The 26,127-nt window shown below is 51.7% G+C and carries 25 protein-coding genes; 11 read left to right on the top strand and 14 right to left on the bottom strand.

Annotated elements, in window-relative coordinates; translation table 11 throughout:
- Positions 1 to 11 precede the first annotated feature (11 nt).
- Positions 12 to 776 (bottom strand): gamma-glutamyl-gamma-aminobutyrate hydrolase, encoded by a 765-nt coding sequence (gene puuD, locus AC1MKH_RS09275; RefSeq protein ID WP_015964978.1) that lies wholly within the window; start codon positions 774 to 776, stop codon positions 12 to 14.
- Between the two features lie 212 nt (positions 777 to 988).
- Here puuD and puuA point away from each other — a divergent pair, with 212 nt between their 5' ends.
- The 3 genes from puuA (at position 989) to puuP (ending at position 4,097) form a co-directional block, all read left to right on the top strand.
- Positions 989 to 2,407: a glutamate-putrescine ligase gene (gene puuA, locus AC1MKH_RS09270; protein ID WP_276220292.1), complete on the top strand. Its 1,419-nt coding sequence runs from the start codon at positions 989 to 991 to the stop codon at positions 2,405 to 2,407.
- Between the two features lie 150 nt (positions 2,408 to 2,557).
- Positions 2,558 to 2,722: a YmjE family protein gene (locus AC1MKH_RS09265; protein WP_276220356.1), complete on the top strand. Its 165-nt coding sequence runs from the start codon at positions 2,558 to 2,560 to the stop codon at positions 2,720 to 2,722.
- A complete protein-coding gene (gene puuP, locus AC1MKH_RS09260; protein WP_276220293.1) occupies positions 2,712 to 4,097 on the top strand; it encodes a putrescine/proton symporter PuuP in 1,386 nt (461 codons plus the stop codon). The genes AC1MKH_RS09265 and puuP overlap by 11 nt, the downstream gene beginning before the upstream one ends.
- Before the next feature lie 90 nt (positions 4,098 to 4,187).
- Here the strand turns inward: puuP and AC1MKH_RS09255 are convergent, their stop codons facing one another.
- Positions 4,188 to 4,826: an ECs1377 family protein gene (locus tag AC1MKH_RS09255; protein WP_276220294.1), complete on the bottom strand. Its 639-nt coding sequence runs from the start codon at positions 4,824 to 4,826 to the stop codon at positions 4,188 to 4,190.
- A 77-nt stretch (positions 4,827 to 4,903) separates the two neighbouring features.
- Complete coding sequence (locus AC1MKH_RS09250) at positions 4,904 to 5,644, bottom strand: pirin family protein (protein WP_276220295.1); 741 nt, start codon at positions 5,642 to 5,644, stop codon at positions 4,904 to 4,906.
- A 91-nt stretch (positions 5,645 to 5,735) separates the two neighbouring features.
- On the opposite strand from AC1MKH_RS09250, the gene AC1MKH_RS09245 reads away from it, so the two are divergent.
- A complete protein-coding gene (locus AC1MKH_RS09245) occupies positions 5,736 to 6,629 on the top strand; it encodes a LysR family transcriptional regulator (protein WP_276220296.1) in 894 nt (297 codons plus the stop codon).
- A gap of 46 nt (positions 6,630 to 6,675) precedes the next feature.
- Positions 6,676 to 6,921, top strand: coding sequence for a YmjA family protein (locus AC1MKH_RS09240; RefSeq protein ID WP_015964984.1), 246 nt, complete (start codon positions 6,676 to 6,678; stop codon positions 6,919 to 6,921).
- Between the two features lie 66 nt (positions 6,922 to 6,987).
- Here AC1MKH_RS09240 and brnQ read toward each other — a convergent pair whose 3' ends face one another.
- From brnQ to AC1MKH_RS09215, 5 genes are all read right to left on the bottom strand, one after another.
- Positions 6,988 to 8,151, bottom strand: a complete 1,164-nt coding sequence (brnQ, locus tag AC1MKH_RS09235) for a branched-chain amino acid transport system II carrier protein (protein ID WP_276220297.1) — start codon at positions 8,149 to 8,151, stop codon at positions 6,988 to 6,990.
- Between the two features lie 145 nt (positions 8,152 to 8,296).
- Positions 8,297 to 9,103: a PhzF family phenazine biosynthesis protein gene (locus AC1MKH_RS09230; protein ID WP_276220357.1), complete on the bottom strand. Its 807-nt coding sequence runs from the start codon at positions 9,101 to 9,103 to the stop codon at positions 8,297 to 8,299.
- Positions 9,090 to 9,731, bottom strand: coding sequence for a helix-turn-helix transcriptional regulator (locus AC1MKH_RS09225; RefSeq protein WP_276220298.1), 642 nt, complete (start codon positions 9,729 to 9,731; stop codon positions 9,090 to 9,092). The genes AC1MKH_RS09230 and AC1MKH_RS09225 overlap by 14 nt, the downstream gene beginning before the upstream one ends.
- Positions 9,716 to 10,093 (bottom strand): RidA family protein, encoded by a 378-nt coding sequence (locus AC1MKH_RS09220; protein ID WP_276220299.1) that lies wholly within the window; start codon positions 10,091 to 10,093, stop codon positions 9,716 to 9,718. Before AC1MKH_RS09220 ends, AC1MKH_RS09225 begins: the two co-directional genes overlap by 16 nt.
- Before the next feature lie 112 nt (positions 10,094 to 10,205).
- Positions 10,206 to 10,904 (bottom strand): RluA family pseudouridine synthase, encoded by a 699-nt coding sequence (locus AC1MKH_RS09215; RefSeq protein WP_276220300.1) that lies wholly within the window; start codon positions 10,902 to 10,904, stop codon positions 10,206 to 10,208.
- A gap of 214 nt (positions 10,905 to 11,118) precedes the next feature.
- Here AC1MKH_RS09215 and AC1MKH_RS09210 point away from each other — a divergent pair, with 214 nt between their 5' ends.
- Positions 11,119 to 11,601 (top strand): glutathione peroxidase, encoded by a 483-nt coding sequence (locus AC1MKH_RS09210; RefSeq protein ID WP_276220301.1) that lies wholly within the window; start codon positions 11,119 to 11,121, stop codon positions 11,599 to 11,601.
- 150 nt (positions 11,602 to 11,751) lie between these two features.
- Here the strand turns inward: AC1MKH_RS09210 and AC1MKH_RS09205 are convergent, their stop codons facing one another.
- Positions 11,752 to 12,666 carry a DMT family transporter gene (locus AC1MKH_RS09205; protein WP_276220302.1) on the bottom strand — a complete coding sequence of 305 codons (915 nt, stop codon included), beginning with the start codon at positions 12,664 to 12,666 and terminating at the stop codon, positions 11,752 to 11,754.
- Positions 12,667 to 12,766: 100 nt separating this feature from the next.
- On the opposite strand from AC1MKH_RS09205, the gene AC1MKH_RS09200 reads away from it, so the two are divergent.
- On the top strand, positions 12,767 to 13,681 hold the full coding sequence (locus AC1MKH_RS09200) for a LysR family transcriptional regulator (RefSeq protein WP_327621849.1): 915 nt from the start codon (positions 12,767 to 12,769) through the stop codon (positions 13,679 to 13,681).
- A gap of 165 nt (positions 13,682 to 13,846) precedes the next feature.
- Here the strand turns inward: AC1MKH_RS09200 and AC1MKH_RS09195 are convergent, their stop codons facing one another.
- The 5 genes from AC1MKH_RS09195 to AC1MKH_RS09175 form a co-directional block, all read right to left on the bottom strand.
- The gene (locus AC1MKH_RS09195; RefSeq protein WP_276220304.1) at positions 13,847 to 15,148 is read right to left on the bottom strand and encodes an HNH endonuclease signature motif containing protein; all 1,302 of its coding nucleotides are present in this window, start codon (positions 15,146 to 15,148) and stop codon (positions 13,847 to 13,849) included.
- A gap of 22 nt (positions 15,149 to 15,170) precedes the next feature.
- Positions 15,171 to 15,848 (bottom strand): hypothetical protein, encoded by a 678-nt coding sequence (locus AC1MKH_RS09190; protein ID WP_276220305.1) that lies wholly within the window; start codon positions 15,846 to 15,848, stop codon positions 15,171 to 15,173.
- A gap of 167 nt (positions 15,849 to 16,015) precedes the next feature.
- A complete protein-coding gene (locus tag AC1MKH_RS09185) occupies positions 16,016 to 19,993 on the bottom strand; it encodes an autotransporter outer membrane beta-barrel domain-containing protein (RefSeq protein WP_276220306.1) in 3,978 nt (1,325 codons plus the stop codon).
- 929 nt (positions 19,994 to 20,922) lie between these two features.
- Positions 20,923 to 21,255: a hypothetical protein gene (locus AC1MKH_RS09180; RefSeq protein ID WP_144052250.1), complete on the bottom strand. Its 333-nt coding sequence runs from the start codon at positions 21,253 to 21,255 to the stop codon at positions 20,923 to 20,925.
- 56 nt (positions 21,256 to 21,311) lie between these two features.
- Positions 21,312 to 21,602, bottom strand: a complete 291-nt coding sequence (locus AC1MKH_RS09175; RefSeq protein ID WP_276220307.1) for a hypothetical protein — start codon at positions 21,600 to 21,602, stop codon at positions 21,312 to 21,314.
- Positions 21,603 to 22,628: 1,026 nt separating this feature from the next.
- Here AC1MKH_RS09175 and AC1MKH_RS09170 point away from each other — a divergent pair.
- The 4 genes from AC1MKH_RS09170 (at position 22,629) to lhgO (ending at position 26,119) form a co-directional block, all read left to right on the top strand.
- Complete coding sequence (locus tag AC1MKH_RS09170; protein WP_276220308.1) at positions 22,629 to 22,886, top strand: YjhX family toxin; 258 nt, start codon at positions 22,629 to 22,631, stop codon at positions 22,884 to 22,886.
- 15 nt (positions 22,887 to 22,901) lie between these two features.
- Positions 22,902 to 23,648, top strand: coding sequence for an SAM-dependent methyltransferase (locus AC1MKH_RS09165; RefSeq protein WP_276220309.1), 747 nt, complete (start codon positions 22,902 to 22,904; stop codon positions 23,646 to 23,648).
- A 205-nt stretch (positions 23,649 to 23,853) separates the two neighbouring features.
- Positions 23,854 to 24,831: a glutarate dioxygenase GlaH gene (gene glaH / locus AC1MKH_RS09160; protein WP_089574310.1), complete on the top strand. Its 978-nt coding sequence runs from the start codon at positions 23,854 to 23,856 to the stop codon at positions 24,829 to 24,831.
- A 19-nt stretch (positions 24,832 to 24,850) separates the two neighbouring features.
- Complete coding sequence (gene lhgO, locus AC1MKH_RS09155; RefSeq protein WP_276220310.1) at positions 24,851 to 26,119, top strand: L-2-hydroxyglutarate oxidase; 1,269 nt, start codon at positions 24,851 to 24,853, stop codon at positions 26,117 to 26,119.
- Positions 26,120 to 26,127 lie beyond the last annotated feature (8 nt).

Below are 26,127 nucleotides of genomic sequence, written 5' to 3'. Positions count from 1 at the left end.
AACTGTAGGGGTCAGAGTCGCTGTTTTTCAGCGATATGGTTCTGACAAGCGGTGATAAAGCCCTCAAACAATATACGCGAAAGCGCATACTCGCTACTGTTCCATTCCGGGTGCCACTGCACGCCCAGCGCGAAGGGGTGATTATTGACGCTCACCGCCTCCACCAGCCCATCCGGTGAACGGGCCTCGACGCGCAATCGCGGGCTCACAACCTTCGCCCCTTGCCCGTGCAAGGAGTTTACCCAAAAGTTGCTACAGTCAGGTAACAATGCGGACAATAATCCGCCCTCTTCAACCTGCACTTCGTGGGATGGCGCATACTGCTGTTCGACCGGCAATTCAGGATCTTCCCGATGCTCCAGCAGTTCCGACTGCTCGCACAGCTTGCGATGCAAAGAACCCCCGGTTGCCACCACCATTTCCTGTAACCCCCGGCAGATGGCGAAAATGGGGATGCGCCTTTCGAGTGCGGCATTGATCAACGCCATGCTCAGAAGATCACGCCCGGGATCGGCGTCAGGCTCATCGCCGTTTTCACCATATAGGTGCGGCTGCACATTGCTGGGGCTTCCTGGCAGATAAATGCCATCGAGTTTCGGCAGAAGTTCTGCGAGCAACTCAGGCTCCGCCAGCGCATGTGGCAGCGCAATCGGCAAACCGCCCGCGTGAATAATGGCATTCAGGTACTTTTCTTGCAGGGTCTGGGTCTCATGACCCTTAAGCCTGTTCCTGCACATCACGATACCGATAACCGGCTTGTACATTATATTTTCCATGATCGATCTCACAAAGTGGACTAAATTATCGCCATTACTGCGGTTAAAATGACCTTTCTGTTCAATATTTTTTCAATCTAGCAGTGGATTTTCGGTTTTGCAAACTTAATTTAACATTTGACAAACATTTAGTTTGCATACAAATTCGAAGAGTGGTCATTATATTTTACGCTTTCATAGCGAGCGGAAAACAAAACCAAAGGCGAAGAATCATGGAAACCAATATCGTTGAAGTAGAGAACTTTGTTCAGCAGTCAGAAGAGAGGCGGGGTAGCGCCTTTACGCAGGAAGTGAAACGCTACCTGGAGCGCTACCCGAATACGCAATATGTTGATGTACTGCTTACCGACCTGAATGGTTGCTTCCGCGGAAAACGCGTCCCGGTAGCCAGCCTGAAGAAGCTGGAGAAAGGGTGTTACTTCCCGGCCTCCGTCTTTGCGATGGATATTCTCGGTAACGTAGTAGAAGAAGCGGGCCTGGGTCAGGATATGGGCGAGCCGGATCGTACCTGCGTGCCGGTACTCGGTTCCTTAACCCCTTCCGCCGCCGACCCGGAATATATCGGTCAGATGCTCCTGACCATGGTTGATGAAGATGGCGCTCCCTTTGACGTTGAGCCGCGGAACGTACTCAACCGCCTGTGGCAGCAGCTTCGCCAGCGCGGGCTGTTCCCGGTCGTAGCGGTAGAGCTGGAGTTCTATTTACTGGATCGCAAACGCGACGCCGAAGGATATCTGCAACCCCCCTGCGCGCCCGGCACCGATGACCGCAACACCCAAAGCCAGGTTTACTCGGTTGATAACCTCAACCACTTCGCCGACGTGCTCAATGATATTGATGAACTGGCGCAGTTACAGCTGATTCCCGCTGATGGCGCGGTCGCCGAAGCCTCGCCGGGCCAGTTTGAAATCAACCTGTATCATACCGATAACGTGCTGGATGCCTGCGATGATGCATTAGCCCTTAAACGCCTGGTGCGTCTGATGGCGGAAAAGCATAAGATGCACGCCACTTTTATGGCGAAGCCGTATGAAGAACACGCGGGCAGCGGGATGCACATCCATATCAGCATGCAAAATAACCGTGGTGAGAACGTGCTTTCTGACGCGGACGGCGAAGATTCGCCGCTGCTGAAAAAGATGCTTGCCGGAATGATTGACCTGATGCCGTCGTCAATGGCGCTGCTGGCGCCGAACGTGAACTCGTATCGCCGCTTCCAGCCGGGGATGTATGTGCCGACGCAGGCGTCGTGGGGCCATAACAACCGCACCGTTGCTCTGCGCATTCCGTGCGGCGATCGTCATAACCACCGCGTGGAATACCGCGTGGCGGGGGCCGATGCCAACCCGTATCTGGTGATGGCGGCGATTTTCGCCGGTATTCTGCACGGCCTCGATAACGAACTGCCGTTGCAGGAAGAAGTAGAAGGCAACGGGCTGGAGCAGGAAGGCTTACCCTTCCCGATTCGTCAGAGCGATGCGCTGTGGGAGTTTATGCAAAACGACGACCTGCGCCACTATCTGGGCGAGCGTTTCTGCAATGTGTATCACGCCTGTAAGAATGATGAGCTGTTGCAGTTTGAGCGCCTCATCACAGAAACCGAAATTGAGTGGATGTTGAAAAACGCGTAGTGCCCCCTTGCGGGGTATGTATCACCGGCCTGAGCGGAGCCTGGCCTGACATTTGCTGGTAATCCAGACATTTCCCGTATGTCGCGTTATGGAACGCAGGCGGCAACGGGCTTCCGTTAACGATACAGACTGTGACGAGGAAATGAGATGATGCCGATGATGAAATACCCGCATGGCGAGGGAGGCTGCGTTTGCGCCCTCCCCACGACCGAGTGTATCCCGCCCCCCTTGCTTCCCCTGCTAAACAGGTTTGATTTCAGGTCTACGCGACCGCAAACCCGATTACGCAGCGGAGGCACACATCATGGCCTTTAATTCCTCACTGGATATCGCCGCACAACCCGGCAAAACCAAACTGCGTAAGTCGCTGAAGCTGTGGCAGGTGGTGATGATGGGGCTTGCCTATCTCACGCCGATGACCGTGTTCGATACCTTTGGCATTGTGTCCGGCATCAGTGACGGCCACGTTCCGGCGTCCTACCTGCTGGCGCTGGCCGGTGTGCTGTTTACCGCTGTCAGTTACGGCAAGCTGGTTCGCCAGTTCCCGGAGGCGGGCTCGGCCTATACCTACGCGCAAAAATCGATTAACCCGCACGTTGGTTTTATGGTCGGCTGGTCGTCGCTGCTGGATTATCTCTTTTTGCCGATGATCAACGTGCTGTTGGCGAAGATCTACCTCTCCGCCCTCTTCCCGGAAGTGCCGCCGTGGGTGTGGGTAGTGACGTTCGTCGCCATTTTAACCGCCGCAAATCTGAAGAGCGTTAACCTGGTCGCCAACTTCAATACCCTGTTTGTGCTGGTGCAAATCTCCATCATGGTGGTGTTTGTCTTCCTGGTGGTTCAGGGGCTGCATAAGGGTGAAGGCGTTGGCACGGTCTGGTCGCTACAGCCGTTTATCAGCGAGAACGCGCATCTGATTCCGATTATTACCGGGGCGACGATCGTCTGCTTCTCGTTTCTCGGTTTTGATGCCGTGACCACGCTTTCAGAGGAGACGCCGGATGCCGCGCGGGTTATTCCGAAAGCGATTTTTCTGACGGCGGTGTACGGCGGCATTATCTTTATCGCAGCGTCGTTCTTTATGCAGCTGTTCTTCCCGGATATCAGCCGCTTTAAAGACCCGGATGCCGCACTGCCGGAGATCGCGCTGTACGTCGGCGGCAAGCTGTTCCAGTCGATTTTCCTCTGCACCACGTTTGTGAACACGTTAGCGTCTGGCCTGGCGTCACATGCCAGCGTGTCGCGTCTGCTGTATGTAATGGGGCGCGACAATGTGTTTCCGGAGCGCGTGTTTGGCTATGTACACCCAAAATGGCGCACCCCGGCGCTGAACGTCATTATGGTCGGAATTGTCGCATTGTCGGCGCTGTTCTTCGATTTAGTCACCGCCACGGCGCTGATTAATTTCGGTGCGCTGGTGGCGTTTACCTTCGTGAATTTGTCGGTGTTCAACCACTTCTGGCGTCGTAAAGGAATGAATAAAAGCTGGAAAGAGCACTTCCACTATTTACTGATGCCGCTGGTTGGCGCGCTGACGGTGGGTGTCCTGTGGGTTAACCTCGAAGCCACGTCGCTGACGTTAGGGCTGGTGTGGGCGGCGCTGGGTGGCGCGTATCTGTGGTATCTGGTACGTCGTTATCGCAAAGTGCCGTTGTATGAGGGTGACAGAACGCCGGTGAGCGAGACGTAATTGTTGGATGGCGCTGCGCTTATCCAACCTACTATTCATCACCAATTGTAGGCCCGATAAGCGTAGCGCCATCGGGCAAAAAGCGGCGCACTACGCGTCGCTTTTAACCTGCTGATAATACGGCACTCGCCGTGTGGTGCCGGTCAGGTTATCAAACACATCCACCTCTGCGGTGCTGATTTTCATCCCCGTTCTCCGCAGCTTCTGCACATCCGCCGCGATACGTTGAATGCCAAACCAAAAAAGCCCATCCAGCGCGGTAACCTGCAAATCATTTTCCAGCGCCAGCTTCAAACGCTCGCGTGGCTGTTTAATCTGTTTGGCAATTTCCTGATACGGCGAGGCGGTTGAAAGCGTGCCATCCATTCGCCGGATACGGTTGGATAAGCGGTATTGATATTCATCGGGAATGGCGTCCAGGCTGGCTTTCAGGCTGTAAACACAGCCGAAACGTTTACCATTAAAGAGGACATTTTTCTGACTGAGCTGAAGTTCATCACGTACGGCGGCGATCAGCTGTGGCGCGCGGATTAACAACAGACGAAAAGGCAATTCGAAGCTGGTGACGTAGTCAACGTTCAGCAGCGCAATGCGTAAACGCTCCTGCGCGCCCGCGCCGGACTGACGGCACTCTTCAATCACTTCCGCCCACTGTTGGGCGAGCCTCGGCGACTCGCCCGCTTCGGTGAAGCTGTACTTTTCAATCTGATAATCGATTCTTCCGGCCACAGCGCGTTCCTTCCTTTGCGATCAGCAGGTTACTTTAGCAAGTGTCCGGAAAAATCGACAGCGTCATGCGTTAAAAATCAGGCGTGGGACTCAGGCATTTCGATAATAATAAAATGGCTCTGTTCTTTAGCGGCACTGAATTTCAGGGTCGCCGGCCCGGTAATTTCCAGGGTATCTTTTTTACCTAACGAAGCGAAACCTTTCACATTCACTTCACCTTCGAAGTTATTGATATAGGCCTGGCGTCCGGCCTGCAGTTGATACTCAACTTCCGCCGTCGGGTTGGTCAATTCGCTAACGTACATGTTCACATCCTGATTGAGCATCAGCGGCGCATCGTCATTTTTCAGGCTACCGACAATATGCAGGAGCTTGTTTTCACGCTCTTCCGCCTGATATTTACGCTGGTTATAACGCACCTCCAGCCCCTGCTTCGGCGGCAGGATCCAGATTTGCAGGAAGCGACACCATTCATCATGTTTATTCAGCTCAGAGTGCCAGACACCATTCCCGGCGGTAATCGCCTGTACATGTCCGCGCCCCAGCGTCTCTTCCGTTTGCGTTGCGCTGTCCCAGTGGGTCAGTTGGCCATCAATCACATAGCTGACAATTTCCATGTTTTGATGCGGGTGGCGACCAAAACCGTTGTGTGGTTTCACATTGTCATCATTCACCACACGCAATACGCCATAATTCATGTTGTCAGGATCGTAATAATTGGCGAAGGAAAAATGGAAGTAGGTATCGGCCGGGTGATAATCACTTGCGGGCAGATAATGCAGGGATTCGCCTTTTTTTACGCGGTATTGGGTTGTCATTGTTTCTCTCCGGTGTTCATATAATGCGGACAGATTAATCACCATTCTCCCCAGGATAAATGGGGCTACACACAATTCACCGTTACGAAAAATGAAAGAATACGATCTCCTGTCCCTGCGCAGCTTTGTCGCCGTAATCGAAACGGGCAGTTTTTATAATGCTGCCGTACAGCTTGAAACCAGCAGCGCCTCCATCAGCCGCCGCGTCTCTTCGCTGGAACAGAGTCTGGGCGTGCGCCTGCTCAACCGCACCACGCGACACCTGGAACTCACTACCGCCGGTGAGCAGTTTTACAAGGATGTGAAAGGGATCCTTGAATCGCTGGAACAGGCGGAAGAACGGCTGAACTGCTTTCAGGAGACGCTGAGCGGCGTAATTCGTCTGTCGGCGCCGTTAACCTATGGCGTGAAAAAACTGGCACCGCTGCTGCCGGTGTTTATGGCGAAATATCCGCAAATCACCGTGCAGTTACAGCTGGAAGACCGACTGTCGGATCTGGTGGGAGAAGGCCTGGATTTGGCTTTACGCATCAGTGCATTGAATGATTCGTCGCTGGTTTGCGCTCATCTGGCAGACCTTCCACGGCTGTTTTGCGCCTCGCCGGCGTATCTTGCGCGAAAAGGTGTCCCGGCATCACCGGCTGACCTTGCCGGGCACAGCTGTCTGCGCTATTCGCTGCTCTCCGCGCGCGATGAGTGGGGATTTACCGAAGGCAAAGAGCTACCTGAAATGAATACCCCGCTTATCACCGATAACGGCGACGTGCTGCGGGAAGCGGCAATCCAGGGGATGGGCATCGCTATGCTGCCGTGGTTTATCGTCGAAGATGCGCTGCATGCGGGCACGCTGGTGCCGGTAATGCAGGATCATGCGCCGTCAGCGCTCCCCCTTTCGCTCATTCGCCCCACTCGCCACTATACGCCTGTGCGCGTCACCACCTTTATGGCGTGGCTGCGCGAAGTGTTGTGTACGTCAATTGAGTGATACTATTCCGGCCAGACACCCGCGAAACCTTAACCAGAGGCTTTTTATGAACAACGATATCCCATTGAAGTATTACGATATTGCCGATGAATACGCGACGGAATGCGCAGAGCCGGTCGCCGAGTCTGAACGCACACCGCTGGCGCACTATTTTCAGCTGCTGCTGACCCGCCTGATGAATAACGAAGAGATCAGCGAAGAGGCGCAGAAAGAGATGGCCGATGAAGCGGGTATCAACGCCGCGCGAATTGATGAGATTGCGGAGTTCCTGAATCAGTGGGGAAATGAGTAATTCCCTACCCGTGTTTATGATGCGGGAAATGCCCGGTAGCGGCGCTTACCGGGCCAGTGAAGCCAGTCAAATAAACGCGCTGACCACCCCCACAATAAGCGCGATAAAGAATAACCCCCGGTATAACATCGTCGGAATGGCGAGCCATTTTCTGACAATCCCCAACGCCACCACCACCAGCGCCGCCGGATAAATCGCACTGAGCACCGGAACCGCCAGCATCGTGAGCGAATCAAGCCCCAGTATGGCAATCATCGCCGAAAGTACCAGTGAAAGCGTGACCAGCAGGCCATAAGAGATGCCGGTTATCTGATGAAAATAACGCGCGGTGCCGGTCGTCAAACCTATCGCCGTCACCAGACACGCCAGCGTAATAATTGCCGCAAGCAACGCGCGACCATATACGCCAAAGACGGTCTCCACATAGGCGCTCATAATTTGCATCCCGTTACTGGCGGAATGTTCCAGCGTATGCGCGCCCATAGAAATATAACAGACGTAAATAAGCACCAGCCCGGCGGCGGCAATCAGCGCCGCGCGACTGGAATAACGCAGAATACCTTTGGCATTCACGATGCCGCGCTGATAAAGCGTGTGCGTGATGATCGCCCCAAAGCATAACGCGCTAATGACATCCAGCGTCTGATAGCCATTGATGAACCCGGTACCAAACGGATGCGTATCAAACGCGTCAACCGCAGAGGTCAGCGCGCCGGTAGGGTAAATCCAGGCCGTGACGCCAATGAAAATCAGTGCGCCAATTTTCACCGGCGAGAGGAAGAAGCCGACAATTTCCAGCAACTTGCCCGATTTTGCCAGTACCGCGCCTGCCAGGGCGAAGAACGCAAAAGAGAATACCGTTTTTTGCGTCAACGTACTCTGCGCACCGTTGGTTATCGCTTCATAGCTAATGGTGGCCGTACGCGGTGTACCAAATAAAACGCCGAGCGTCAGGAAACAAACGCTGATAAAAGCAATACTCACGGCCTGCCCCAATGGACGCGTCAGTTCGTTAATATCCCCTTTATTGATCGCCAGAGAAATAATGGCCAGCGCAGGAAACAGCACGGCAGTAATAATAAAGCCGGCGCCCGCGGTGACGGAGTTCGCGCCCGCCTGCATACCCACCAGCGGCGGGAAAATAATATTCCCGGCCCCCAAAAATAACGCAAGGGTCATCCCGCCTAACGCGAGCGTATCCGCGAAGGAGAGGTGTTTCGTATCCGACATGAAAGAAACTCTTAAAAGAGAGTGGCGACGTGATGCGCCACCCGAGATCAGAACTGGCTCAAACTTCCCCAGACATAGACAACGTACAAAAGCACAATGATGGCCGTGCCAAGCGCGACCACATAGCGAGGCTCTTTATGCTTCATCACAGGCTGAAGGTTCCTTCAATCATCATGCGTGCCGCGCCGTACAGTTCAACGCGGTCATCCTCACGGACGACACAGCGCAGCGTGCCTTTCCGCGCCCCACCCTGCTGGGCAGATAACGTATTTTTGCCCAGGCGCTCCGCCCAGAACGGCGCGAGGAAGGTATGCGCGGAGCCCGTTACCGGGTCTTCATTGACGCCAACCTGCGGGCCAAACCAGCGCGAGACAAAATCAAATTTATCGTCGGCAGCGGTGACGATCACGCCGCGCGTATCAAAAACATTGAGCGCGTTAAAGTCTGGCGACAGGCCGTCAATCATCGTTTTGTCATCGACCAGCACGATTAAATCAGCCGCTTTCCAGACGCCAACGACGCCGTGGGTAATGCCGAGCGCTTCCAGTAATCCTGCCGGGATATCAATGGCTTGTGCCTTTTGCGCCGGGAAATCCATACAGTATTCATCACCGTGCCGGGAGACGCTAAGCTCGCCGCTGCGTGTCTGGAAGCGAATCGTTTTACCGGAATAGCCCAGCTTATTAAACAGCACCCAGGACGCGGCGAGCGTCGCATGACCGCAAAGATCCACTTCTACCGCAGGCGTACACCAGCGCAGGTGAAAGCCATCTTCCGTCGGCACAAAGAACGCCGTCTCCGACAGGTTATTTTCACGGGCAATGGCCTGTAGCGTGTCGTCGCTCAACCATTCCTTCAGCGGACACACGCCCGCCGGGTTACCGCCGAAGGGTTCGGCGGTAAATGCATCAACCTGATAAAATGGGATGTTGTGTGTATTATTGTTTTTCATCATTTTTTTCCAGATAGTTATAGATGGTGTAACGCGAAACGCCCAGCGCATGCGCGATATGCCCCACGCTGCCTTTAACCTTAAAGAAGCCCATTTTTTGCAATTCCGCGACCACGCGTTTGCGAAACTGAATTTTGTTTTCTGACCCCGTCTGGCGAAACCTGGCAATGACTTCATCAAAGGACTGCGCGGGAATTTTGTCGCTCATATCCTCTGCTTCCTGCTCTGCCACTGTCGGCAACAACGAGTCCAGCGTGCGCTTCAGGCTATTCACAACATCCAGATCCACATTGATGCAAAAAGCGACCAACGGAACGCCATCCTCGCTGTAGTAAATCGTCGAAGCGCTGTTCAGCACTTTGCCTGAGGAGGTGGTGGTTTTGTAATTATTGAACACGCGGGAAGGCACACGCTGAGCCGGCTCCAGCAGCCCCAAAAAGCCCACATCATCATTGGGCCCGGAGAGCAAAGGATCGCCCGGCTCTCGGCCACTCACATGACCATTGACGATGCTGATAACAGAGCACTCAGGCTGTGTCAGATCGTGTAAGACGGCTTCCGTATTCGCCGCAAGCGTGGTGCGCATGGCATCCATTGACGCCATCAGAATATTCAGGAGGTTAGACATGGTTCAATCGCCTGTACTTCAATTTCAACATCCAGCCCAAATGCGAGGCGGCTGGTCACAACAGAACGCGCAGGGAATCCGTCCGGGAAATGGCTGCGATATGCGGCATTAAATTCGGCAAAATGCGCCATATCGCTGAGCCATACCTGTACACGCGCAATATCGTTTAACGTCGCCCCCGCGAGTGCCAGCGTCTGTTCAATGGAATCCATAATACGCAGGGTTTGTTCGGTGACCGAACCCGGTAAAGGCTCACCGTTTTGCGTCATGGAGACCTGGCCCGAAAGGAAGAGAAAACCGTTGGCTTTCACCATATCCGAGAACGGAAACGGCTTGCTGGAGGGGTATCGTTGAAGCGTCATAATGCAATGCCCATAGCTGATGTATGGGCACATCATAGCATCGCGATTTAAAAATTAAACACTTCTATAAAAATAAACAAATGTTGAATTTATACATCCCCCTCTGCCCGGCCTAGAACGCGCTGGGGTTGCAGGCATGGGTTGGCTTCTGGCTAACGGGGTGAATAAAGTGCAATTCACTCGCATGGAGCATTAATCGGGACACCGTTTCCGTGCCCGGCAGAAGCTGCCCGCCGTAAAGATCGCAGCCTAAAATGGGATACCCCAAATGCTGGCAATGAATACGTAACTGATGAGTACGCCCCGTCTCCGGGATAAGCTCGACGCGGGTCACGGGTAGCGCCGCGCCCTCTCCCGGCGTGTGATAAATACGCTCAAGCACCCGATATCGAGAACGTGCGGGCTTGCCCTCGCAGGCGTTGATCGACATCAGAGGAAACAGCGCGGGATCTTTGGCAATAGCAGCATCAATCACGCCTTCATCATCTTGCAGATGCCCGCAAAGCAGCGCTGTGTAAACCTTGCTCACCGTACGCTGGCTGAACTGCTGACACAGTGCCGCATTGATAGCTTTGTCGCGTGCCACGAGCATTAATCCGGAAGTGCCGAAATCGAGACGATGGACCAGCGTACAACCCGGAAACTGCTGCACCAGACGGTAATGCACCGAATCTCTATTTTGCGGGTTTTTGCCTGAGAGACTGAGCAGACCGGAGGGTTTGTTGATCAGAAGCAGATGTTCATCCTGATAGAGAATCTCTACATCGTCATGGCATGGAGGAGCAATAAAAGTGTCGATAAGGGTAGACATGACGCGGCCTGGCATGGAAATGGGTGGAGATGATAGCGGAATTTAAGGTGAGGAGCGAATGCCTGTGGCTGTTTGGGTGGGATGACGTAACCACGCGCCCTGAACTGATGAACGGTGGACGATGTTTTTAGACTCTGTAAAAATGATTCACACACTTGCGCCATACTAAATAGCCATGTCTTTGCCAGACGGATTCTGCGCTGAGGATATCAAGATGCCCGATTTTCACCAACTCACCGCCACCAGTCTGCAGGGGCAAAACATCGCAATGGCCGACTACCTCGGTCAACTGGTCCTGGTAGTGAATACCGCCAGCCATTGTGGCTTCACACCACAATACGCAGGCCTTGAAGCACTTTATAAGAAATATGCCGCTCAGGGTTTCGTTGTGCTGGGTTTCCCCTGCAACCAGTTCGGTAAACAGGAACCCGGCAATGCCGATGACATCGCGCAGACCTGTCACATTAATTACGGCGTAAGCTTCCCGATGTTCGAAAAAGTGGACGTCAACGGCAGCGCTGCACATCCGATATTCCGTTACCTGAAAGCTGAATTACCCGGTGTTCTCGGCGGACGAATCAAGTGGAACTTCACGAAATTCCTGATAGGGCGCGATGGCAAGCCAATTAAGCGTTTTGCGCCTTTCACCACGCCAGAGAAAATGGAGGATGCGATCGTTGCTGCGCTTAAGATCTGAGGTCGTCGGTAGCGTTTCATACATCGAGTTAGAACTCGCTCTGTACGTGAGAGGTTAAGTTGGCTGCTTGCTGATTGCGGATAGTGAGGAATTTGGGAATGTCCGCTTCGTGCCAGAAGCGGAAGTGACTTTTGTCACAGTGCGTTTTGTTTATGACACGATAGCGTTGAATGCTCTTTTCGCTGATTTGCCTGAGCAAAGTGCAATACCGCAGATAATCAGTAGCGCGCTAACCAGATGATATAAATGTAATGGTTCACTGAGAAACATCACGCTGAATAAACCACCGCTCAACGGGATAAAATGGGAAAACACTTCTCCACGCGTCGCGCCAATCGACTGAATACCTTTATTCCACAACAAATACGAGAGCCACGACGGAAAAATAATCAGGTACAGCAGACCAATAACCAAACCGCTGTGACTAAATTCGGCAAGCGGCGGAATGCCATTTTTTGCCATAGAGAATATCAATATTGGAAGGAGCACTACAGCACCTATCGTCGCGCTAACTGTCACAAACGCATTCCCCCCTACTTCACGAGGTTTAAGGCGTAGAAATGCGCAATATACCGCCCAACTTGCTGCCGAGCCCATCGTCCACAGATCGCCACGATTGAGATGCTTTAGGGTATCCAGGTGCCATAAATCCCCCTGCATCACCAACCAGACCACACCGAAAGAACTGATAATAACCCCAGCGATATTCTGAGCTGTTATTTTTTCTTTGAAAATGGTTTTATTGATCAATAAAACCAATGCCGGAGTCGTAGACAAATAAATGGCAGCATTAAGCGACGAGGTATATTGCAAACCAACGTACAGGGTTAGAGGAAATAATACTTGCCCAAACAAAGCCAGGAAAGTGATTATGTGAAAAGAACGCTGCATAGCGTTCCATTGCCCACGAATCTGCCTGTGATAGAGCGCTGCCAGCAACACAGCAGTGAATATCCAGCGAGCTGAGGATAATAAAATAGGGTCTACAAGAGTGACTAACAGATGTCCTACAACATAATTCCCGCCCCAAAAACACGCGGCGAGAGTAAGCAATAAATAAGGCATAACCACACTCTCAATAATACAATTTTGTTCCCGGAACAATACCTCGAAGGAAATGGAGATGCTAATATAAAGTTTTGCTCAGATGGTATCGTTTTAAACTATGAAGTTTACCCTACGGCAACTTGAATTTTACATTGCTTTAGCAGAAACATTGCAAGTGTCTAAAGCCGCCAGTCGTTGTCACGTTTCACAGTCCTCCATGACGGTTGCATTGCGTAATCTGGAAGAAGCACTTAATGCACAGCTCTTTCTGCGTCAGCCCAAAGGGATCCGGCTCACTTTGGCAGGGGAGCGCTTTCTGACACATGCCCGCACGATCATAAGCAACAGCCACATCGCCCTGGAGGATCTGCATCGCCAACCGGAAACGACTGCCGGAAAAGTGCGGATAGGGATAGCTCAGACGCTCTCGGCATACCTACTACCGGAAATGCTTAGTGACATTGAAAACCGTTTTCCCTTACTGGAAATCGACTATTTCGAGACCACGGCACCTGAGCTGCTGACCGCTCTGCGCCAGCAGCAGGTTGATTTTTGTCTACTGCTCACTTCAAATATTGAGCGCGATAGCAACCTTGTGGTCGAAACCATTCTTCGATCGCTGCGCCAGTTGTGGATCGCCCCGGGACATGCTTTGCTGAGTCAGTCTGTTATCAGACTACGGGATATCGAGAAGCTGCCCTTTTTGATGCTCGAAACCGACCAATATCCCACGGTGATCACCCAAGTCTGGCAGCACGCTGGCTATCAACCCAGCATCCACTTCCGCAGTAACTCCTTTGAAGCTGTTCGCAGCCTCGTTGCCCAGGGCAACGGTATAACCATCTTATCCGACCTGGTCTACCGCCCCTGGTCGCTAAACGGTCAGCGTGTCATTCGCCGGACGATTGAGGACTGCATCACCTACATGGACGTCGGCGTGGTCACCAACGCCGGACAACAGTTGTCAGTTCCGGCTCAGAGATTAAGGGATTTTCTACGTACGCTGATTGTGAGACTTGAGGGTAAGAGCTAAGTGCGTTGTCAAAAATCGGTTCAGGGAAACTAAAGAATGAATAGCTACCGCAGCTGTAGCTATCTTTTAAGTTGGCAGATTAGTGTCAACTTCCGCTCCTCGCTCAAAGCAGCCTATCAACCTCTAACAGCTTAAAAACAAGAGTGTTCGTCATTGCCAGCCCCTTCACGCTGCATTCTGACTGAATTCCGCCCAGCGGGCTAGCAGGTAAGCCGGGTTAATCGGACGCTGGGTATCAGCAATGAGCTTACCTTCAAATTGCGCCAGGTCGGGATCGTCTGCCAACACTGCCGCGTCAAAGTGAACGGTCAATGTCTCTGGGTTAATCGCCATCAGGCCCGCATCAAACAAGCGATGCAGGTCAACGCGCATAAGCAGCCCGTTAGTGTAATGGTCGATACCGTCATTGCAGTGCTCCACAAGATGGGCCGCTTCCGTGCGCTGGCGTGTGCGAACACCGGAAATCACGCAACAATTAAAACAGTTCAGACGTACTGTCTCGGTGAATTCCACCTGATCAGGACGAGTGATGATCTCCACTTTATTGCCTTCTCGTTTAGGCTTCACAGGAAGTTCTGCAATGGGTGCTACCGGTTGTTGCATATCTATCGGTTCGATAGGCTGACTGACTGGTGCTGGCTGTACCTGTTTATGCACACGTGCAGCCATAAAATCACGGGCGCTTTCGAGCATAGTTTCAGCGGTGCCGCGGAACTGTAAACGGAATTCGAGCAGCAGATGCGTCGGTAGAATCTGGCGCAATTTTTCGTGGATATCTTCACGGCTGGCTTCATCATTGATGCGTTTTTTATTAGCCTTCCGCTCTTCTTCTTCACGGCGAAGGCGTGACGCTTTATGTAGATCCTCCAAACGCTGCAAGTCCTCAGCCTTAGTAGCGGCTTTTTTCCCCTTTTGGATTTTCCCGACAGCATCACGCCGGAAGCAGTACTTTTCAAAAATGGATGAGGAGAGAATAGCCGCGATGATTTCCTGTACTGGAAGACCTTGATTCCGAAGGCCACTCACCCATTCGTGAAGCTGTTTCGAATACGGCACACCCTTTTCAATCACCCCGCCACTGGCAAGGCGCAGAGCTTCATCTTTATGGCATTCAACAATCTGGAAACGCCGTTCCTGTTCCAGTTGCTCATTTTCATGTTGGTGGACCTCAACCTGCTGTCGTTTGGCCTCCGCTTTCTCCAGTGTTTCCCGCGTTAATTCTCGATAGTTTTCGGTGGAGGCTTGCGCCTTTAGATAGCGAGCATAAGCAACGGATTTAGGAACATTGCGGAGGATATATTCCTCATCTTTACCAACGGCAAGTTGACGCTTAATTTCTAACATGAGGCCGCTGCGATCAACCTTTGGCCCCGCAGGAAGGATGGCATTCAACAGTTTGGTAATGCGTACACTGCCAGTGCCACTTAATTTGGTAATACGATTATTTTTGAAAAATTTCTTTGCCATACTCAAAAGTTCCAGCCCAGACCTACAACGCACCAGCATAATTATACCGACAAATCGTACTAATCCCTCGCTGATGACTTTTAATCCCCGTATGCAGGTGTAACGCTTTCGCTTCATGCACCCAGAAACTGCCGCCTGCCTGCGCCTGCGGGTGGAAGAGACGAGCTTGCGGATACCTTTCGCTCAGTTGACCGTGACTCAAGCCAAACCATTTCCTCGACACCTCACGGAATTCGCGCGTCGTTAACAACCGCCCCCCCATTCGCTGACAGCGTTCGCGGGCGGTAGAAAAATTATTATCAACCGTGCCCTCACCGATGAGCCAGGTATTCACAACGAAAGGATAGTGCTGCGTATTGCCCGTCTTGCGGTTACGCAGCGTCAAGGTATTGGAAAGTTCATGTTCCTGTGGCTGCCGTTTCATCACCAGCGTTACTCGCCCTTCCTGATGCGGTCGAATGTCGAGCCAGTCATGGGCAACGCTAAAGACGACATCATTCAGATTGAGCGCTTCGTGATTGCTGCTCATGGTGACCGTGGCCCCGGTAAACCCGGCGCTTAGAATACTGGCGGTGCGAAAACCGGAATTGGTGGGCGAGTGAAAGCTTATACGCTTGAAATAGTCTGTGGTTTCAGCGGCAGAAAGCGTTGGGGCAAAAATGAGTGGGGCGAAACAGAAAATCCAGGCCTGGGGTTGCATCGGCTTCCTTTCGAATCATAGCAGTCTCTTCAGGCAGCATAGCGCGGCGGGTTGCGGTTTAAAGCTTTTTTACCTTATTAGAAAATACCTGTGAAATCTTCACGCTTTAACCATAAAAAACGGGCCGCTCAGATAGAACGGCCCGCTATTATTGCTACGCCTTGTTATCAGAATGCATATTTAACGCCCAGCATTCCCTGCGTATCACTGTAGCCTTTGTCGCCCACTTGCTGTGCTACGTTCCCCCAAACCTGCAGGTTTTTATTCAACTGCCCTTCCACGCCAACTTTCAGCTCACCGAGGTTACGTGCGCCTTCCTGGTAACTGGTGACACCGTTCATCTTGACGCCATAGGTCTGCGAGTTGTAGATCCAGTTAGCTTCGACGAACGGTTGGAAATCACGCGTTTTCCCTTCGTCGATGGCATTGTGGCCTTTAATGTAAGCCCTCATGCCCAACCGCGTTTGCAGATTACCGTCGCTTTTATCCTTCACTCGCGTTCCGTTTGCTTCCGTATGGTTATCCGCCTGCACATCCATCCAGGTCAGTTGCGCTTTCGGTTGCAGCCAGTAGCTGGAACGCCCAGTATCATCCGTCCCCAGCAGGAAGCTATAACCGGCTTCAACAGAGGCAGTGATACCGTCAGAGTCATACTTCTCACTCGCCAGGCCCTGTCCCGAGACTTTGTTATCAAACCAGTTGTAAAGGATCCAGCTGTCCAGATAGGTGCCCGTTTTATCCGCTTCATTCGCGTACCACGTACCGTAAAAGCCCACGCTATAACCCGTAACCTGACCATGTGAACGATAGCCCGTCACATTGGATTTAGTATTGCTTTTACTATTACCATACCCGGCCATCATCCCGAGATGCCAGCGATCCAGGCCGTTAGTACTCCATTGCGCAAGGTCTCCGCCAAGCTGCACCACATAGCGGTTACTCTGCGTTTTAAGCTGCCCTTTCGCGGTATCGAAGCGATTGTGTCCCCCAACCTGACGCAACCACAGACTGGTAACTTTCTGTTCACCGGTCAGTAAATCCGTGTACTGAGTGTCGCCTAAACGATCGTGCAGACGGGTGTTAAACAGCGTATTTGCCGCCGCCAGGTTAGCGATATAAGAAGCGCTTTCCGGACGATATGTTGATGGGCCTGTCGGGTCAGTTGGATTAACGGGGTCTACCGGGTCAGTTGGATCGACTGGGTCGACCGGATCAACGGGATCAACTGGGTCTACCGGGTCTACCGGGTCGGTTGGCTGCGTGTTAGTCAGGTACCAGTTAGTGGCATTTCCTCCTGTACCGCGCCCGAGGAAGTATTCGTAACTACCCGCAACAATACGCCCGGACTGAACAAAATCGCCGTCGGAACGTCCACCAACGTCGATAATTTCGATCCCGTTAATCGTTTTCGCACCGCTGCCACCCGCGTTGTTCACCACAACATTCGTGGTACCCGCTGTGTCTCCCATCACAACCAGTTTATCAGTCAGCGAGTTATCATCACCCAGAACGGTATTCATCACTAACGTACCGTTGTCACCTGTGTAATTACCACTGACAGTAAGGATGTTGCCAACTGTAGAACCTGCCAGCTGTACGGTGCCGGTATTGTTCAGCATCCCCAGGTTAAGTTGGGTCGCACTTGTTGAACTCCCGTAGCCCGTGAGGCTGGTGAGGGCGTTATAAGCAGCAATGATACCTGCGTTGTTCACCACGCCAGCCACGGTGCCGGTTCCGGAGAGAATTCCGCCATCTGTAATGTCAACGTCACCGCCCAGTTCAGAGGACTCAGAGCCTTCTTCCCCGACCACCAGCGAGCCCGCAGCGACCTGAGTGGTACCGCTGAAGCCTGACATGGACGAACCGACGCTCAGGGTTCCTGCACCGTTTTTCACCGCCAGCCCGCTGCCGGTCACCGTGTTGGCTAACGTCCAGTCCTGACCGTTGTTGAAAATCAGCGTGCCGTCATCAATGATGTTGGCGGTGCCCAGATTCTGCGCCTGAGAAGCCTGTAGCGTCGCATCGTTGTCAATCTGGAACAACCCTGCAAACGCACTGTTATTGCCTGATAACGTAATATCCGCGCCGGCCTGCGTTTGTACTTTACCTTCACCCACCATCGCGACAGACGCGGTTCCTGTCGGTAAAGCGGTCCATGCTGCATTATCCTGGCTAAGTGATCCGAAGGTGAGCGTGTCATCCGAGCCCGTCAGGGTGATGCTCTGGGCATGATTAAAAGCACTTGCCGTGTTCAGTTTGAGTTCTGAACCACCATTAAGCGCAATCTCGCCCGTGTAAGCTGTCTGATCGCCGTTAACAATAACCACACTTGGGTCGATGGTCAGAGCGCCATCACCTGCCAGCGTTCCCGCTTCAATTGCGCCGCCAAAGGTATCGCCCGCAGTGCGTTGGCTATCGGAGATAGTCAATGATCCAGAGATAGTCATCAGGCTTCCGGCAGCCGTATTAAGCGCGCCGATAGTCTGGCTATGACCTTGCATATCTGCTGCGGTACCCGCAGCCAGATTTAGCGAAGAGGTTTGCCCCAACACATTATTGTTTGCCATCACCAGCGTGCCGGAACGCACATCCGTTGCGCCAGTGTAGCTATTACTGCCGTTAGAAAGTGATACCTGTTGCCCGGCACCAGCGGTAATCGCCAGGTCGCCCACACCAATCACCTTCGCGGCTAAATCGGTCGCCGCGCCCGTCGCCCCAGCGGCAGGTGCCAGGACCAATGCGTCATCACCGCTGGCCAGCAAATTGACCTGTTGCAGGCCATAGTTGACATATAACCCGTCGGAAGCGGTCCCGGCGGTAAGGCCAAAATCATAGGTGCCTTCGGCGACTTTGATACCATTTTGCGTGAGATCCAACGTACGCGCGTCAGAGATCGCATCGCCGTTTTGATCCACTAAATGAATGCTTCCGCCCGTGCCGGTCACACTATTAGCGTTGACTAATTTCACGCCTGCACCCTGATCGTCCTGTTCAAGCAGCGGCAGACGAGTATCTGGAACCGGTTGCGTGTTATTAAACTCCGCCGGAACATTAACCTGTACCGTACCTGTACCAGAGATATCAAGGTTATCCGCCGTAATCACGCTGACGGCAACTTTGTCCGCAGGCGCATCAGCATTGAAAATAGCCATACCACCGTTGAAAGTCAGGCCACCAATACGTTGATCACTGTCTGCCGCACTGCCGTCGCCAATGGTAGTGATATTGCCTGTATCAAGTTGCAGGGTGGCCTGCGTTAAGGCAGCAGTGTTGTCGCCGGTTAACGTGAAGGTGTTATTGGCCAGCGCGACGGTACCTTTAAAGTCAGAGCCGACATCTGAAGATAAGTGAAAAGCTTCGCCCTGATTCGATGCACTTAAGGTGCCCTCACCGGTCAGAACGTTGTTAAAGGTAAATTCGCCGTCGGCGAGTGCCGCAAGCGTCGCTTCCAGCGCAATGTTTGCCGCGCCAGAGCTCAGGTTGACCTGAGATGTCGTGGTGGTCGCATCGAGCTGTAATGTGCCCTTCTCCACTTTTGTTCCGCCGGTGTATTCGTTGATGCCAGTCAGAATCAACGTGCCTTCACCAGTTTTACTCAGGGAACCGGAGCCGGTAATCAACTCATCAAGGGTGTTATCGAAACCATTGGTATCGACAGCGCCGCCGCCTGCTCCCAGCACAAAATCAGTGGTATTGATATCAGCGACCGCACCATAGCGCAGCGTACTACCGTTATCGAGAGTCAGCGAAGTGAGGTTTGAATTCCCGGTCATTTCCCAGACGCTGCTATCGCCATCAATGAAGAGGTTGAGGGTACCCGCCGTTGAAGCCCCGAGTTTGGAATCCGTAATCCCCACGAATTGACTGCCATTTGCCATGTTAAGGGAAACTAACGCTTTGCTTGCGCTCAGAATATTACCATTAATATTATAAACACCCGAGATATCGCTGCCAGTGCTAACGTCATGAGATTTAATTATTGCTGATGCGCCTGTTGCATAAATTGCAGAGCCGGTCCCCACAGTGATATCGGCATCACCGGAAAGATAAATCTCAGCTAATTTATTTGCCGTCGTTGAAGAGGCATACAAACCATTTGCGGTATTGCCGGTTGTTGAAATGTCAACATTCCCCAGCGAAATCATACCTAACCCCCTGGCATAAACGCCATGGGCGTTATTTCCGGTGGTCGTTATTTTACTGTCACCATTAAGGTAAATTTCTGCCTTTCCTTTCGCCGTCTTGAAGAGGGCCGCTACCCCAGTATCTTGACCCGCGAACACAGCATAACCTGAGTCACCTCCACCATTAGTCGTGGTGGTAATATCGGCATTTCCATTGATCGTTATTGTTGCTTTCGCATTTTCATTTTCTGAGGAAGAGTTAGCGCGAATGCCCATTCCGCTCGCAATAATTTCAGCATCACCATTAATCGTTACTTCAGCGAGATTTATCCCACTGTTGAGTTCTCGGCCCAGGTTGATACCGTCAGCACTGGATCCCGTTGTTTCTGAATGATAATTCTGTATGACAACAAAGCCACCACCCGCTTTGGTATGAATCCCGTCAGCAGCGGTACCTGAGGTATTCACTGTAAGATCGTTGAATTTATAGGTGGAACCATCATTAAGATAGATAGCCCATCCAGCCAAAGGTGCAACTGTACCCTCAGCCTCCGTTGTTACACGAACTTCCTCATAATTGGTATAGTCGCGTGCACCATTTGGATTTCCAGAACCACTATAATAAAGTACATTATTATATTCTAGAATGTCAGCACGTCCTTCAGGTAGATGCAACGCTGTAGACATCAATGCCAGAGAAATATATATCGCTATCTTTTTTTGCCTGAGCGGGGTCATTTTCATACAGGGCTCCTTGGGTTTCCCCTTACTTCACTATTAATGGTGATGGTTTAAAAATTTAATAGCAGTCCTCTCGCAGCCGGTGGCCGCAAGGAGAAAAATAATTAAAAGTAGCAACATCCCTGCAAAGCGACAGAGCGATAATAGCCCTGAAATTTCAGACCCCCATCGCCGTCATTCCTTTGAATGCCGCATTACCGCAGAAAAAATTAATCATCCGTCCACAATGCATAGGTCCTTTGTGTTAATGCACGGATAATACCAGGTACGGAACTGGTCGAATCTAAAACGGCAGTAATATTGTTTGATTTTACTTGCCAACATATCGCCACCGGGACTAAAAGCGGGCTGGCGACAATAACGATTTTACCTTCTACCTCAGGCAGTTTTTGTATTACCTGAGCTAAAGTATGCCGCGTAAGGTGAATAAACGTATAATCACAAGGGTGTCCACTCTCCTCCATTTTTGCTTTAAGTGCAGTTACGCCGAGACAAAAATAAACGTCATTTTCGGGAAAGCATTCCATGATACTGACGGTCAACGACACCTCCCTGACGTGCAATCAATGAACGAATCAGCAGGCATAAGAGTATGTTGCTATCTTGCCCTAATAAGTTGATTTCTATCGTTAATGTATTTCTCTACATACTTATAGCCGCTTATCTTTTCATACGCTAACAAGAGAGTATCCATAACTTCGGGATCTAAACGACCCGACTTGCGATATTTATCTATTGCATCACGAAATATAATCTCAACAGTTTTTGGGAAGTCACATTGCTCAAACATGCTCTCAAGATGTAGAAAAAATGCTTCATGGTCGTCATCACGCAATAGATTGACGAGCGCAAGCCTGATGATTTCTGTTTCCCGCTCATACATAGCCATAATAAACCTCACTCACCAGGAACAAACTTACTCTGTACTGCAAAGCGTCCACAAAGAGCATTGAAAAAAATATATTCACCATGTCTATGCATGCTCAGAATTATTTAAAACATAGGATTATTCCAATCGTTTTTATAATAAGAGAAAAGATCTTTTGATAGTTATTGTCTATCATAACTCTTGATATGATCGTTACGGCCGATCATAAGCAAAAAGATTATTCAGAGAATCTTATCAATACTAGCAATCGATAAAACACAACGTACTGTTTTTAATGGTTTTTATTGTAAAACCATTAAAAATTGATAATGTCTTTGAAAACTATTAATTGATAATTGATATATAACGTTAGGTTACACTTGTGATATGCAACTAATTTAGTGGGTATCTGATTTATAAAAATGAAAGGCAACATTGATAAAAATCAAAATATTTATCTCAAGCCAAAAATAAAAATGACAAAAGTCTTATTACAAACTGCTATGCCAATTTTTTCAAAACAGTGTTAAAACTTACTTTTTATATATTTTACGTAGGAAACAACATAACAATTATAGCACTGAGCATTCTCATTAGAAATGATAAACAAAGAACACAAATTAAATATTAAACACTCTACATAACGTGCTGAAAGACAGGCCGTGGAGCGATTAATCATTGATGAGAGGACATTAAAACTGATAACAAACATTAAAGCGTACTTTAAATGCACTTTCACCTGAAAGTATTAAGCCAATTCGGTTTACTAATCATGAATGACTCACTGCTGGCATTGGCTTCGTCGCGTATGTGATCGCAGCAGCAAAACTCGCGCACTCCGCTTCCTCACTTAAAACCGTGTGTTATCATTCACCTTGTAAATACCTTTCAACTCATACCGAGGCTTTGATGCTGGAGAATGTAATCATCTGATAATCAGTGACTCGACCTTTTCAGGCCGGGCTGATTATCAATGCGCCGAAATCGAATGCGGACACCACTGTGTGTTTGCACGTTTTGCACATGATGATTAACAGGTTCACCAGTATGAATTTATCCCGTCAGGAACAACGTACCTTACACGTTCTCGCCAAAGGTGGTCGAATTGCGCACGTTCGCGATTCCTCTGGCCGCGTTACCTCCGTCGAATGCTATAGCCGTGAAGGGCTTTTGCTCAGCGACTGTAACCTCGCCGTCTTCAAAAAACTCAAAACCAAAAAGCTGATTAAGTCCGTCAACGGGCAACCGTACCGTATTAATACCACGGGGTTGCAGAACGTCCGCGCCCAACTGGACAACCGTTAAGCAAGGAGCAAGTCTATGGATATCCCACGTATTTTTACGATTAGCGAAAGCGCGCACCGCATTCATAACCCCTTCACGGCAGAAAAGTACGCCACGCTGGGGCGCGTACTCAGGCTTACGCCAGAGATGCACATTCTTGACCTCGGCAGCGGCTCCGGTGAGATGCTCTGCACCTGGGCGCGCGATCATCAGATAACCGGCACTGGCGTTGATTTAAGTCCGTTGTTCACCGGGCAGGCTAAAGCACGTGCGCAGGAGCTGAAGGTGAGCGAACGCGTGAGCTTTATCCATCGCGATGCCGCAGGTTATGTGGCTGCTGAACGCTGTGATATCGCGGCCTGCATCGGTGCAACCTGGATTGGCGGGGGCCTTGCAGGCACGCTGACCCTTCTGCGTCAAAGCCTGAAACCCGACGGAATGATGCTTATCGGCGAACCTTTCTGGCGTCGTATGCCTGAATCCGACGCGGTTGCGCAGGCGTGCGGCGCAAACGCGCCAGAGGACTTTTTGGCACTGCCCGAACTGGTCGGTTTATTGGATGAGCGCGGCTATGACGTGGTGGAGATGGTGCTGGCCGACCAGGAAGGCTGGGACCGCTATGAAGCTGCAAAATGGCTCACCCTACGCCGCTGGCTGGAAGCCAACCCAAACGATCCGTTCGCGCCGGAGGTTCGCACAATATTAACCGCATCACCGAAACGGCATGTCACTTACACCCGTGAATACATCGGTTGGGGCGTGTTTGCCCTGATGCCGAGATAATCCCTCCTCCAAAAGCCGGGTAACGCTGTTACCCGGCATCGCATACCCACACAAATAAGATGTTTAATTCCTGCCGCATTTGATCACAAAAATGAAACAAATCGACCTTCTTGTGCACGTTTTCTAAAAATGTAGATATTTTTTACTTATGGCTACGAAATGAGCATCACGCACTCTCCCTGAAACCTCAAGAGGATCGCTTCTGATGAATGCACTGACCGCCGTACAAAACAACGCTGTCGATTCAGGCCAGGACTATAGCGGATTCACCCTCACCCCGTCGGCGCAATCCCCGCGTCTGCTGGAACTCACCTTCACCGAACAGACGACCAAACAGTTCCTCGAGCAGGTTGCCGAGTGGCCCGTGCAGGCGCTGGAGTACAAATCGTTTCTGCGTTTTCGGGTAGGCAAAATTCTTGACGATCTCTGTGCGAACCAGCTGCAACCGTTGCTGTTGAAGACATTGCTAAACCGCGCTGAAGGTGCGCTGTTGATCAATGCGGTGGGTGTCGATGATGTGAAGCAAGCGGATGAGATGGTGAAGCTGGCAACGGCGGTGGCGCATCTGATTGGACGTTCCAATTTCGATGCGATGAGCGGTCAGTATTACGCGCGTTTTGTAGTGAAAAATGTCGATAACTCAGACAGCTATCTGCGTCAGCCGCACCGTGTGATGGAGTTGCATAACGACGGTACCTACGTTGAAGAAATCACCGATTACGTGCTGATGATGAAAATCGACGAGCAAAACATGCAGGGCGGAAATTCGCTGCTGCTGCATCTCGATGACTGGGAACATCTGGACCACTATTTCCGCCACCCGCTGGCGCGTCGCCCAATGCGCTTTGCCGCGCCGCCGAGTAAAAACGTCAGTAAAGATGTATTCCATCCGGTGTTCGACGTCGATCAGCAGGGTCGCCCGGTGATGCGTTATATCGACCAGTTCGTCCAGCCGAAAGACTTCGAAGAAGGCGTGTGGTTGAGCGAGCTTTCCGATGCCATTGAAACCAGCAAAGGCATTCTTTCTGTGCCCGTTCCCGTTGGCAAATTCCTTTTGATTAACAATCTGTTCTGGCTGCACGGTCGCGACCGCTTTACCGCGCATCCGGATCTGCGTCGCGAACTGATGCGCCAGCGTGGCTATTTCGCTTACGCCACTAACCACTACCAGACGCATCAGTAAGCGCAAAGGAATTGAGCGGATGTATGATTTTGTGATTATTGGCGGCGGCATCATCGGCATGTCGACCGCCATGCAACTGATTGATGTCTATCCGGACGCCCGCATTGCGTTGCTGGAAAAAGAGTCCGGCCCGGCCTGTCACCAGACGGGCCACAACAGCGGCGTGATCCATGCCGGGGTCTATTACACGCCCGGCAGCCTGAAGGCGCAGTTTTGCCTGGCGGGAAACCGCGCCACCAAAGCCTTTTGCGATCAAAACGGCATTCGCTACGACAACTGCGGCAAGATGCTGGTTGCCACGTCCGATCTCGAAATGGAAAGGATGCGCGCCTTATGGGAACGCACGGCGGCGAACGGTATCGAGCGCGAGTGGTTAAACGCCGACGAACTGCGCGAGCGCGAACCGAATATCACCGGGCTCGGCGGTATTTTTGTGCCGTCCAGCGGCATTGTCAGCTATCGCGAAGTGACGGCGGCGATGGCAAAAATCTTCCAGGCCAGAGGCGGTGAGATTATCTATAACGCCGAAGTCAGCGGCCTTAATGAGCATAAAAACGGCGTGGTGATACGTACCCGCCAGGGCGGCGAATATGAAGCATCGACGCTGATTAGCTGTTCCGGGCTGATGGCTGACCGGCTGGTGAAAATGCTCGGCCTCGAACCTGGCTTTATTATCTGCCCGTTCCGCGGCGAGTATTTCCGCCTTGCGCCGGAGCATAACCACATTGTTAACCACCTGATTTACCCCATTCCCGATCCGGCAATGTCGTTTTTGGGCGTGCATCTCACCCGCATGATCGACGGCAGCGTCACCGTCGGGCCAAACGCGGTGCTGGCGTTCAAACGCGAAGGCTATCGCAAGCGCGACTTCTCATTTAGCGACACGCTGGAGATTTTGGGCTCGTCGGGGATTCGCCGGGTGCTGCAAAACCATCTACGCTCAGGACTGGGCGAGATGAAAAACTCGCTGTGCAAAAGCGGCTATCTGCGGCTGGTGCAAAAGTATTGTCCCCGGCTTTCGTTAAGCGATCTCCAGCCCTGGCCTGCCGGTGTGCGGGCGCAGGCGGTATCGCCGGACGGCAAGCTGATTGACGATTTTCTGTTTGTCACCACCCCGCGCACGATCCACACCTGCAATGCGCCCTCCCCGGCAGCGACATCAGCAATTCCTATTGGTGCGCATATTGTCAGCAAGGTACAAACGCTGTTGGCAAGCCAGAGTAACCCCGGACGCACGCTGCGAGCGGCACGTAGTGTGGATGCCTTACACGCCGCGTTTAATCAATAACCTTTGAA

The sequence above is a fragment of the Pseudocitrobacter sp. CD920760 genome, assembly GCF_057782505.1.
Note: the sequence above shows the minus strand (reverse complement) of the source record. Positions and strands in the feature narration are given on the sequence as shown.